Origin of the sequence: Kitasatospora sp. MMS16-BH015, from assembly GCF_002943525.1 — a bacterium.
Lineage (GTDB): Bacteria > Actinomycetota > Actinomycetes > Streptomycetales > Streptomycetaceae > Kitasatospora.
In genome coordinates this window covers 3982918-3994126 of sequence record NZ_CP025394.1, presented here as the reverse complement: position 1 = coordinate 3994126, position 11209 = coordinate 3982918, and the positions used below count along the sequence as shown (strand labels likewise).

At 74.3% G+C, this 11209-nt stretch carries 6 protein-coding genes; all 6 read right to left on the bottom strand.

Features of this window, described 5'->3' with window-relative positions:
* Positions 1-30: 30 nt before the first annotated feature.
* On the bottom strand, positions 31-6006 hold the full coding sequence (locus CFP65_RS17240) for a non-ribosomal peptide synthetase (protein ID WP_104816940.1): 5976 nt from the start codon (positions 6004-6006) through the stop codon (positions 31-33).
* A gap of 1 nt (position 6007) precedes the next feature.
* Positions 6008-6805 (bottom strand): thioesterase II family protein, encoded by a 798-nt coding sequence (locus CFP65_RS17235; protein ID WP_104816939.1) that lies wholly within the window; start codon positions 6803-6805, stop codon positions 6008-6010.
* 13 nt (positions 6806-6818) lie between these two features.
* Positions 6819-7775 carry a TauD/TfdA family dioxygenase gene (locus CFP65_RS17230; protein WP_104816938.1) on the bottom strand — a complete coding sequence of 319 codons (957 nt, stop codon included), beginning with the start codon at positions 7773-7775 and terminating at the stop codon, positions 6819-6821.
* Entirely contained in the window at positions 7772-8737 is a 966-nt protein-coding gene (locus CFP65_RS17225; protein ID WP_104816937.1) for a TauD/TfdA family dioxygenase, read from the bottom strand. Before CFP65_RS17225 ends, CFP65_RS17230 begins: the two co-directional genes overlap by 4 nt.
* A 195-nt stretch (positions 8738-8932) precedes the next feature.
* Positions 8933-10195 carry an MFS transporter gene (locus tag CFP65_RS17220; protein WP_104816936.1) on the bottom strand — a complete coding sequence of 421 codons (1263 nt, stop codon included), beginning with the start codon at positions 10193-10195 and terminating at the stop codon, positions 8933-8935.
* Positions 10192-11157 carry an ornithine carbamoyltransferase gene (locus CFP65_RS17215; protein WP_104816935.1) on the bottom strand — a complete coding sequence of 322 codons (966 nt, stop codon included), beginning with the start codon at positions 11155-11157 and terminating at the stop codon, positions 10192-10194. Before CFP65_RS17215 ends, CFP65_RS17220 begins: the two co-directional genes overlap by 4 nt.
* Positions 11158-11209: the final 52 nt, after the last annotated feature.

Genomic DNA, 11209 nt, shown 5'->3' with positions numbered 1-11209 from the left:
TCGGTCCGGTCTGTGTCGGGGCGCGTGCGGTCAGCCGCCATAGCCGCCCCAGTCGTAGCCGCCGAAGTCCACGAGCAGCTGGGCCCGTTCCTCGGCGGTGAGGATGTCGAGCTCCCCGACTGCGGTGTGCGGGGCGTCGGCCACCGTCTCCAGCAGTCGGTGGATCCGGTCGGACAGCTGCTCGGCCTCCTCGGCCGAGTAGAGGTCGGGCCGGTAGCCCAGCCAGATCCGCAGCGCCGGCCCCGGGATGGCGGCCAGCCGCAGCGGGTAGTGCGTCCCGTCGGCGGCGTCCAGGCTCGTCAGGGCGAGCCCCGAGCCGCTCAGCGCGGCGTCGAACGCGGCCGGGTCCAGCGGGTAGTTGAGGCAGACCATGGTGGTGTCGAAGAGCGGCCCGCCGCCCGCCGCCCGCTGGATCTCGGACAGGCCGAGGTGGTGGTGCGGGATCAGCGCGAGCTGCTCCTCCTGGAGCCGGGCGAGCAGCTCGAGCACCGACTCCTCGGGGCGCAGCTCGACCCGGACGGGCAGGGTGTTGGTGAGCATCCCGACCATCCGGTCGAGCTCGGGCACCTCGGCCGTGCGGCCGGAGACGGAGGTGCCGAAGAGCACGTCCTCCTGGCCGCTGGTGCGGGCCAGGAAGATCCCCCAGGCCGCCTGGATCAGGGTGTTGACGGTGACTCCGCTGCTCTGCAGCAGCTCCGTCAGCCGGGCGGTCAGCTCGGGCGACAGCTCGGTGCGGACCTGCCGGTGCAGCACCGGCTCGCCGTGGGCGGCCTCCGGCACCAGGTGGGTCGGCTGCGCCCCCGCGAGCGCCCGGCCCCAGGCGGTGCGGGCGCCCTCCGCGTCCTGGCCGGCCAGCCACTCCAGGTAGCCGGCGAACGGCGGGGCCGCGGGCAGTGCGGCGTGCGGCCGGGCGAGCAGGGAGCAGAGCTCGGCCACCAGGACCGGGGTCGACCAGCCGTCCCAGAGGATGTGGTGGTTGCTGATCAGCAGCCGGTGCCGGTCGGGGGCGAGGCGCAGCAGCAGCAGCCTGAGCAGCGGCGGCCGGGTCAGGTCGAACGGCCGGGAGCGCTCCTCGGCCGCCAGCCGGGCCGCCTCGGCCTCCTGCCGCCCGGCGTCGAGGCCGGCGAGGTCGGTCAGGTCGACTTCGGCCCAAGGCAGCTGCTGCCCGGAGGCGATCACCTGGACGGGCGCGGCGAGCCCGTCGTAGCGGAAGCCGGCCCGCAGCGCGGGGTGGCGCTCCAGCAGCCGTTCGGCGGCGGTCCGCAGGGCGGCCGCCTCCAGCGGGCCGGTCAGCTCCAGGCTGAGCTGGGTGACGTAGGCGTCGGTGTCCTGGCCGTCGATCAGGGTGTGGAAGAGGAAGCCCTCCTGAAGCGAGGTGAGCGGCAGTACGTCGGTCAGCTCCGGGTACCACTGCTCCAGCTGCTCCAGCTGAGGCTGGGTGAGCTCGACCATCGGCAGGTCGGAGGGGGTCAGGCCGCCGCCGGTCGCCCGGGCCAGCGCGCCGAGGGCGCCGCGCCACAGCTCGGCGAGCTCGGCGACCTCGGCCTCGGCCAGCAGACCGTCCGGCCAGGAGAGCGCCACCTCCAGGGTGGTGCCCTCGGTGCCGTCCCAGGCGATCGCGTTGACCTCCAGCTCGTGGGCGAAGGGCATGGCCGGGTCGGCGCCGCCCACCAGCGGCGGCACCGGGTCGACGCTCCAGTCGCCCGAACCGCCGTCGGCGGCGAACCGGCCCAGGTAGTTGAAGGAGACCTTCGGCGCGGCGTGGCGGGCCAGCTCGGCACCGGCCGCCGGGTCGAGCCGGCGCAGCAGGCCGTAGCCGAGGCCGTCGCCGGGCTGGGTGCGCAGCCGCTCCTTGACCAGCTTGAGCGCCCGGCCGAGCTCGGGGCCGCCGGCCAGCGCCTGCCGGTAGTCGAGCGGGCCCGGGTCGACGCTGACGGGGTACAGGCTGGTGAACCAGCCGACCGTGCGGGAGAGGTCCTGGCCGGGGGCGAGCTCCTGGCGGCCGTGTGCCTCCAGGTCGAGCAGGACGGCGGAGCCGGCCGGCCGGCCGTGGCGGCGGCGCCACTCGCGCAGCGCCAGGGCGAAGCCGGTGAGCAGCACGTGGTCGGCGCCGGCCCGGAAGGCGGCGGGGAGGTCGGTGAGCAGCGGCCCGGCCTCGGCGGGGGCCAGGGTCAGGCGCAGCTCCCGGCCGCGCGCGGCGGTGTCGCTGCTGCGGTCGAGCGGGCGCTCGCCGAGCCCCGGGTCGGGGGTGGCCAGGGTGTCGAGCCAGTGGCCGAGTTCGGCCGACCGCTGCTCGGCGGCGGGGGCGAGGGCCGTGGCCCAGCCGCGCAGCGAGGTACGGACGGGGGCTAGCTCGGCGCCCTGCCAGGCCTCCTGGAGGTCCGGCAGCAGAATGCGCCAGGAGACGCCGTCGACGGCCAGGTGGTGGACGACCAGCAGCAGCCGTCCGGCCTGCCCGGGGCCGGCGTCGAACCAGACGGCCCGCAGCACCCGCCCGGCGGTCGGGTCGAGCTCGGCGCGGGCCTGCTCGGCGGCCTGCCGCATCCGGGCCGACAGCTCGGGCCCGGCCAGGCCGGCCGTGTCGACCCGGCGCAGGCCCTCGGCCGCGTCCACCGCGCCGACCGGGCGGATCTCGGTGCTCCAGCCGCCGTCCGGTGCGACGGTGAGCCGCAGCCGCAGCGCGTCGTGGTGGTCGGTGATCCGCTGCAGGGCGGCGGCCAGCCGGGCGGGGTCGGCCTCGGCGGGGGCGCGCAGCAGCATCGACTGGTTGAATCCGGCGATCCGGTCGGCGGAGCCGACGAGTTCGGCGAGCCAGCCGGTGATCGGAATGAGCGGGACGGGCCCGGTGCCGGCCCCGGCTGGCTCGGCCGCGGCGCCGGGGTCGACCGCGCGGGCGACCCGGGCGATCTCCTCGGGCGTCCGGAGCTTGAGCACGTCGCCGGCGGTGATCTCCAGGCCGGACTTCCGTGCGAGGGCGACGAGTTGGATGGCGCGGATGGAGTCGCCGCCGCGGTTGAAGAAGGACTCGTCCACGCCCATGGCGGGGACGGCGAGCACCTCGGCGGCGAGCTCGCAGAGCAGCCGCTCGGTCTCGGTGCGGGGCGCCTTGGCGGTGGAGCTGCCGGCGGCGAAGTCGGGGGCGGGCAGCGCCTTGCGGTCGATCTTGCCGTTCGGGGTGAGCGGGAAGGCGTCCAGCACGAGGATCGCGGCGGGCACCATGAAGTCGGGCAGCGACCGGCCGACCAGGGCCCGCAGTGCGGCGGGGTCGGCGACCGCGCCGGGCCGGGGCACCACGTACCCGACCAGACGGCGGTCGTCGGCGCTCTCGCCCTGGGCGACGGCGATCACGTCGGCGACGGAGTCGGCGCGGCCGAGCACGGCCTCGATCTCGCCGAGCTCGATCCGGTAGCCGCGGATCTTGACCTGGCCGTCGGCGCGGCCGATGAACTCCAGCCGGCGTTCGGCGGTGCGGCGCACCAGGTCGCCGGTGCGGTACATCCGCTCCCCGGGCGGCCCGTACGGGCAGGGCAGGAAGCGGTCGGCGCTCTGTCCGGGCCGGTTGAGGTAGCCGCGGGCCAGCCCGGCGCCCGCCACGTAGAGCTCGCCGGCCACGCCGTCCGGGACGGGGGAGAGGTGCTCGTCGAGCACGTACAGCCGGGTGTTGCCGATCGGGCCGCCGATGTGCGGGATGCCCTCGCCGGCCAGCGGGCCGCTCACCGAGACGGTGCAGCTGGCCTCGGTGGGGCCGTAGTGGTTGCGCAGCGCGCGGCCGGCGTGCCAGCGCTGGACGAGGTGGGTCTCCAGCGCGTCGCCGCCGGTGATCAGCGACTCCAGCTGCGGCAGCTGGGTGGGCGGGATGGTCGCCAACACGACCGGGGGCATGGCGACATGGGTGATCCGCTGCTCGGCGAGGAAGGCGCCGAGCTCCTCGCCGAGCAGGCCGCCCTGCGGGGCGAGCACCAGGGTGGCGCCGGAGAGCAGGGCCGGCCAGATGTCCTGGACGGCCGCGTCGAAGCTGGGGGAGAGCAGCTGCAGCAGGCGCTTGCCGGGGCCGAGCGCGAGCCGGGGGTGGTGGTCGGCGGCCAGGTTCGCGACGCCGCGGTGCGGCATCACGACGCCCTTGGGCACGCCGGTGGAGCCCGAGGTGAAGATCAGGTAGGCCGGGTGGGCGAGGGTGAGCGGGGCCGTCCGGTCCGCGTCGGTGGGCGCGGTGGCGGGGCGGGCGGCGATCCGGGCGGCCTGCGCCGGCTCGTCGACGACCAGCAGGCGCCCGCTCAACCCGCCGGCCGTCGCCAGGTCGGTGATCACCACGGCCGGGGCGGCGTCGGTGAGCATCCGCTCGATCCGCTCGACCGGGTACGAGGTGTCGACCGGCAGGTAGCCGGCCCCGGCCTTGAGCACCGCCAGGGTGGCCGTCAGCGACTCCGGGGAGCGCGGCAGCGCGAGGGCGACGAACTGCTCGGGGCCGACCCCGGCGGCGATCAGCTCGTGCGCCAACCGGTTTGCCGCCGCGTCGAGTTGACGGTACGTCAGTTTGCGGTCGGGGGTGGCGAGGGCGACGGCCTCGGGGGTGGCGGCGGCCTGCTCCTCGAAGAGCGCGGGCAGGCAGAGCCCGCGCTCGGCGAAGCCGGTGTCGTTCCACTCCTCGAGCAGCTCGCGGCGCTCGGTCTCGCCCAGCAGGTCGAGCAGTCCGATCGGGGCCTCGGGGCGGGCCAGCGCGTCGGCCAGCAGGCGGCCGAAGCGGTCGAGGTGGCCGGCCGGCTCCTCCGCGGTGAAGTACGCGGGGTCGGCGTCGACGGCGAGCCAGGCGCCGTCGCCCTCGGCCCGGTCGTACAGGCCGACGGTGACGTCCAGGGCCGGGCCGGAGGAGAGGTTGCGCACGATGGTGCGCCGGTGGCCGAAGACCACGGTGGTGTCGTGGCTGAGCACGTTGACCATGGCGCCGAGGAAGCCGAAGTCGTGGCCGGCGAGCCCGAGATCGGCGCAGAGGTCCTCGTGGCGGTAGCGCTGGTGGGCGAGCGCCGCGCGGATCTCCCGGTCCACGGCCGGGATCAGCTCGGTCAGGCTGGCCGAGAGCGGCACCTCGAGGCGGAGCGAGACGGTGTTGGTCACCATCGCGGGGGTGCGGCGGGCCTCGGTGGTGGCGCGGGCCGTCACCGGCAGGGCGAGCACCACGTCGTCGCGCCCGGTCATCAGGCGCAGGTAGGCGGCGGTGACGGCGACCGCGACGGTCAGCCAACTGGTCTGTGCGGCACGGGCGGTGGTGCGCAGCCCGCGCATCGTCGCGGCGTCCAGGCCGCCGGTGGCGCGCAGCCGCTGCGGGTGTCCCTCGGCGGGAGCGGGCAGCCGGACGGCGCGGCGGGCCAGCCGGGCGGGCATCGGACGGTCGGCGAACCGGCCCGTCCAGTAGGCGCGGTCGGCGGCGAACTGCTCCGAGGCGCGGTACTCGGCGTCCTGGTCGAGCAGCACGCCGAGCGGGCTGAACGGCGAGGGAGCGGGCAGCTCGCCCTTGGTGAGCGCGGTGTAGACGGCGGCCAGCCGCTTGAGCACCAGGGAGTAGCCGTAGCCGTCGGTGACGATGTGGTGGTAGCGGTGGTGGAACCAGTACCGGCCCTCGCCGATCCTGATCAGCCCGGCGGCCGAGAGCGGCCCGGCCACCAGGTCCACCGGGCGGGCCAGCTCGGCCCGCAGCAGGGCGAGCGCGGTCTGCTCGGGCTGCTCCTCGGCGGAGAGGTCGAGGTGGGTGAGCGGGGCGCCGTGCTCGGGGTCGATCAGCTGGCGGAGGCTGCCGTCCTCGTCCTGGACCACCGAGCGGGTCCGCAGCGCCTCGCTCTCGGCGGTGACGGTGCGCCAGGCGATGTCGAGCAGCTCGCGGTCCACCTCCTCGGCGATCTCCAGGTACTCGCCGATGGCGAACCGGCGTCCGGTCGGGTCCAGTTGGTGCGCGGCCCAGACGCCGGCCTGGGCCGCGGTCAGGGGGAGGCGCACGGTGCGTGCGTCAGGCATGTCAGCCAACCGTTCGGGTGAGGGGGCGCGAGGGCACGAGCGGGCCGGCCAGCCGCTCCAGGGCGTCCGCCAGCAGGGCGGCCAGCTCCTGCGGCCGCTCCTCGGTGTAGAAGTGGCCGCCGGGCAGGGAGTGGGCTTCGAACGCCCCGATGGTGTGGCTCGCCCAGCGCTGGGCGTCGGCGGGGGTGAACCGGGCGTCCTGCTCGCCCGCCACGGCGGTGATCGGGCAGGTGAGCGGCGGGCCGGGGGCGTACCGGTAGTGCTCCGCGAGCAGGAAGTCGTTGCGCAGCATGGGCAGGGTCAGCCGCCACAGCTCCGGGTCTTCCAACTGCTCGACGCCCGCGCCGCCGAGCTCGTGGATGAAGCCGCGCACGGCCTCGTCGTCCTCCGCGAACGGGATGCCGGTCGGGCGGCAGGCGTCCGGTGCCTTGCGGGCGGAGGCGAAGAGGCCGAGCAGCGGGGAGGGGAAGCGCGGCCGCAGCCGGCGCGCCACCTCGAAGGCCACGGTGGCCCCCATGCTGTGCCCGAAGAAGGCCGTCGGGCGGTCGAGCCGGGGCACCACCGCCTCGGTGATCCCGTCCACCAGCTCGGTCATGTCGGTGACGAACGGGTGGTGGAACCTGTCCTGCCGGCCGGGGTACTGAACGGCCGTCAGCTCGACGGTCTCGGGCAGCAGCCCGGCCAGCGCCCGGAAGGAACTGGCGGCGCCCCCCGCGTGCGGGAAGCAGATCAGCCGGACGGCGGGTGCGGGACGCGGCACGAAGGTGCGCAGCCAGGGCGAGGTCTTCTGCGACAGCACGGGATCGGGCCCTCTACTTCGTGGACGGGTCGTGGAGGTCGGTCATCGCGACGGCGATCTTCCGGGGGCCGGTGAACGGCTCGCGGCCGTGGGCGACCAGCATGTTGTCGATCACCAGGATGTCGTCCTGCCGGTAGTCGAACCGGGTGGTCTCGGCGCGGTAGCAGGCCCGCAGGTGGTCCATCACCTCGTCGGGGATCCGGCCGCCGTCGCCGTAGTAGGTGTTGCTCGGCAGGTCGTCCTCGCCGAACAGCTCCAGCAGGCCCTCCTGGACCTCCTCGGCGAGCGTGCTGTGGTGGAACAGCGTGATGTGGTTGAACCAGACGTCCTCGCCGGTCTCCGGGTGGCGGTGGATCGCGTCGCGGACGGTGCGGGTGCGCAGGCCGTCCTCGCCGCGCCACTCGACGGCGATGCCTCGCTCGGCGCAGTACGCCTCGACGGTGGGCCGGTCCTCGGTGTTGAAGACGGAGCGCCACGGCACGCCGAACTGCGGGTGGAAGTTGCGCACGGCCATCCACTTGCGGCGGGCGAACTCCTCGCGCACCGCGGGGTCGATCGCCGCGTGGATCCGGCGGATGTCGGCCAGCGGGGTGGCGCCCAGCGTCTCGGGCGGGGTGACGCAGTAGAAGTACAGGTGGCGCGGCCAACTCGCCTGGTAGGAATTCTCGTTGTGGAGGAAGATCTCCTCGTCCGGCGGGTAGTCGGTGGAGGTGTAGACGTTGCCGGCGATCGAGCTGCGCGGGGAGGAGCGCTCCGAGTACTTCAGCGGTTCGCCGGAGAGCGCGCGGACGGCCTGGTCGAAGCCGTCCACCCCGCCCACCTCGAAGCCGCGCAGCAGCACCGCGCCGCGGGTGCCGAGCTCGGCGCGCAGCTCCGCGCGGCGGGCGGCGATCACCTCGGTGACGGAGGCGGTGCCGTCGGCCTCGACCAGGTAGGGCAGCAGCTGCTCGGGGGCCTGCACGGTGGTCATGCCGAGGCCCCGTCCTGGACGCGGTCCGACATCGCGACGAGCACCCGGCGGCTGCCGGTGAACGGGCGGCGGCCGTGGCCGACCAGGACGTTGTCGATCAGCAGCAGGTCGCCGGTCCGCCAGTCGACGTCCACGGCGGAGTCGAGGCCGCGGTCGCGGATCTGCTCGACGTGCTCGGCCGGGATGGGGGTGCCGTCGGCCAGCGTCACGGACTGCGGCAGCTCGTCGGCGGGGAGGATGCGGGCCAGGGTGGCGGCGGTCTCGTCGCCGAGGCCGGCCGGGTGCCACTGGTCGGCCTGGTTGAACCAGACCTCGGTGCCGGTGGTCGGGTGCAGGGTGGTGGCGGGGCGGACCTGGTGCACGCGCAGCGCGCCGTCGGACTTCCACTCCCAGGTGGCCTGCGAGGTCTTCAGGAACTCCTCGACCTCGTCGCGGTCCTCGGTCTCGAAGGTCTGCTGCCAGCTCTTGCCCAGGCCGTAGCCGCTGTGCAGGTTCTGGCTGTAGCGGACCCCGTCCTTGAAGGACTCGCGGATCTCGGGGTCGAGCGCCTCCAGCCAGCGGACGCCGTCCACCACCGGGGTGGCGCCGCCGGTCTCGGCCGCGATCTCGCAGTAGAACGCCAGCCGGGCCGGCCACTGGTGGGCGTAGGACATCTCGTTGTGCATCGAGATGGTGTACTCCGGCGGGTACTCGGTCGAGGTGTAGACGTTCTTGCCGACCTTGGTGCGCGGCGAGTTGCCGTGCACGTACGCGAGCCGGTTGGGCAGCAGCAGGTCGAAGACCTTGTCCAGCTCACCGGGGGTGACGCCGAAGCCCCGGAAGACCAGGGCCTTGTTCGCGACCAGCAGGCCCTCGAGGTCCTCCAGGCGCTGCAGGTGGTCGATCAGTCCGTACGGGCTGGCCTCGGCGCCGATGTCCGAGGGGTGGATCTCGGCCGGCAGCCAGTTCAGGTCCGCGCTCATGTGTCAGCTCTCTCCAGTAGTGGCCATGCCCTGGTCACTCTGCTGGTGAGCCCTATATTTCTTCCGGTTCCCAGCCTGCCGTGCGTATACGGACTGGGTCAGCCACGACAGGGGCGCGGGGAACTGCGCGAGCTCGGAAGGCGACGACCTGTGCCCTGCCGATTTCGCGCAGTTCCCCGCGCCCCTGTCGCGTGCCTAGGCGATGATCTTGTTCGCGCTGCGCACGGCCGGGCTGGCCACCGCGAGGACGAGGATCGCCGCCATCACCGCGCCGACGCCCAGGGCGGTGTGGGCGGGGCCGAAGACGCTGAGGAACAGACCGGCGCTCAGCGCACCGAGCGAGTTCGCGCCCGAGGAGGCGAGGACGGCGAAGCTGGCCGCCCGGCCCTGGAGTTCGTCCGGGCAGACCTGGGACTGGTAGACCCCGGCCGTGACGTTCATCGCCGCGCCGACCGCGCTCATCCCGGCGTACAGCGCCGCCAGCACGAAGACGTTGCCGGTCAGCGCCACGGAGGGCATCAGCAGGGTCCAGAGCGCGAACGCGGCGATCACGATCTTCGAGGGGCTGAACCGCTTCATCCACCAGGAGCCGGACATCGCGCCGGCCACCCCGCCGAGGCCCGAGACCACGCCGACCACGCCGAGCGTGGCGGGCGAGCCGCCGTGCTGCTTGACGATCACCACCAGGGCCAGGCCCATGATCTGGAACAGCACGTTCGTGCCGGCGACCAGCGCCACCGCGGCCCGCATGAACCGCTGGCCCCAGAGCCAGCGCGCGCCCTCGGCGACCTCGGCCCGCAGGTTGCGCGGCGCGGCCTTGCGGGGCTGCTGGAACTCCGTCCGGATCGCCACCAGCCCGAGGAAGGCCAGCACCCGGCCCAGGGCCGAGACCAGGAACGGCAGCCAGGGCAGCACCGCGAACAGGGCGGTGGAGGTCGGGTTGCCGAGCATCCCGGCGGCCTGGCCGCGCGACTCGTTCTGCGAGAACGCCGCCGACAGGTGGTCCGGGTGGACCACGTTGCGCACGGCGGCCCGCTCGGCGAGCCGGTAGAAGATCGTCGCGGTGTTCTCCACGAAGGCGGCGGCCATCAGCAGCGGCAGCCAGAACAGGCCGGACACCAGCGAGGCCACCACGCCGGCCATCGCCAGGAAGGCGGCCAGGTCGCAGGCGATCATCAGCCGCCGCCGGTCGAAGCGGTCGACCAGCACCCCGGCGGGCAGTTGGACCGTCAGGTTGGGCAGCTGGGCGGCGAAGGCCACCAGACCGGCCTGCATGATCGAGTGGCCGTTCCAGACCACCAGCAGCGGGTACGCCACGGCGCTGACCCGGCCGCCGAAGAGCGAGAGGCCGGCGCCCAGCCAGAGCAGGCGGAAGTCGCGGTTCTTGCGCAGCGGCGGCGGCTCGGTGGCGACCGGCGGCTCGACGGTGGTGACGGGGGGCTCTTCCAGCAGGGTCATCGGCTCGCCTCGGTCAGTGGGGCCGCGGTACCCGCGGTGATTCCGTGGCGGCACCACTCCAGTACCGCCATCGCGCTGTACATCTTGTTGGCCGCCTGGTCGAAGGCGATGCTGCGCGGACCGTCCAGGACGGCCGCCGTCACCTCGTCCCCCCGGTGGGCGGGCAGGTCGTGCATGAAGATCGCCGCCGGGCTCTGCGCGAGCAGCTCCCCGGTGACCTGGAAGGGGGCGAAGACGGCACGCCAGTCGGCGTCCGGCTTGCTCGTCCCGGTGGTCTGCCAGCGGGAGGTGTAGACGGCGTCGAAGCCGCCCTCCTGCCGGTCCATGTGGTGGTACTCCGTCAGGCTCGCGCCGCTGAGGGCCGCGGAGCGGGCCACCCGGCGCAGCACGTCCTCGGTGAGGCCGTAGCCGGGCGGGGTGCGCAGCTCCAGGTGGGTGCCGGGGAAGCGGGCCAGCGCGAGGGCCAGTGCGGCCGCCGTGTTGTTGCCCTCGCCGACGTACTGGACCCGCAGGCCCTCGATCCGGCCGAAGTGGCGCAGCAGCGTGGTGAGGTCGGTGAGCGCCTGGGTCGGGTGCTCGTCCGCGCTCATCGCGTTGACCACCGACATCCGCTCCTGGTCGGCCCAGCCGCGCAGTTCGGCCGGGTCGCCGGCCGTGCGGGCGACCAGCACGTCGAGCATCCGGGAGAAGACCTCGCCGGTGTCCTGGGTGGTCTCGCCGGTGTTGAGCTGCAGGTCGTCGGGCCCGTAGGAGACGATCTGGCCGCCGAGCCGCAGGCTGCCGGCGGAGAACGCCGTCCGGGTGCGGGTGGAGGTCTTGCGGAAGTAGACGCCGACGACCGTGTCCGCGAGCGGGCGCTCGTGGCGCAGCAGGCCGGCGGAGTACGAGACCCCGCGCTCGAGGATGGAGCGCAGGTCGGCGTCGGTGAGGTCGTCGAGGGAGATCAGGTGTCGGGCGGTCATGGTGACGTCGTCCTTTCGAGGGAGGCCCGGGGCGCGGGGGCCGCACGGTTTC

What these genes read in the sequence shown, in the direction of transcription:
- CFP65_RS17225 (WP_104816937.1), bottom strand. Translation starts at nt 8,737, where the DNA reads ATGAGCGCGGACCTGAACTGGCTGCCGGCCGAGATCCACCCCTCGGAC.
- CFP65_RS17220 (WP_104816936.1), bottom strand. Translation starts at nt 10,195, where the DNA reads ATGACCCTGCTGGAAGAGCCCCCCGTCACCACCGTCGAGCCGCCGGTC.
- CFP65_RS17215 (WP_104816935.1), bottom strand. Translation starts at nt 11,157, where the DNA reads ATGACCGCCCGACACCTGATCTCCCTCGACGACCTCACCGACGCCGAC.
- CFP65_RS17240 (WP_104816940.1), bottom strand. Translation starts at nt 6,006, where the DNA reads ATGCCTGACGCACGCACCGTGCGCCTCCCCCTGACCGCGGCCCAGGCC.
- CFP65_RS17230 (WP_104816938.1), bottom strand. Translation starts at nt 7,775, where the DNA reads ATGACCACCGTGCAGGCCCCCGAGCAGCTGCTGCCCTACCTGGTCGAG.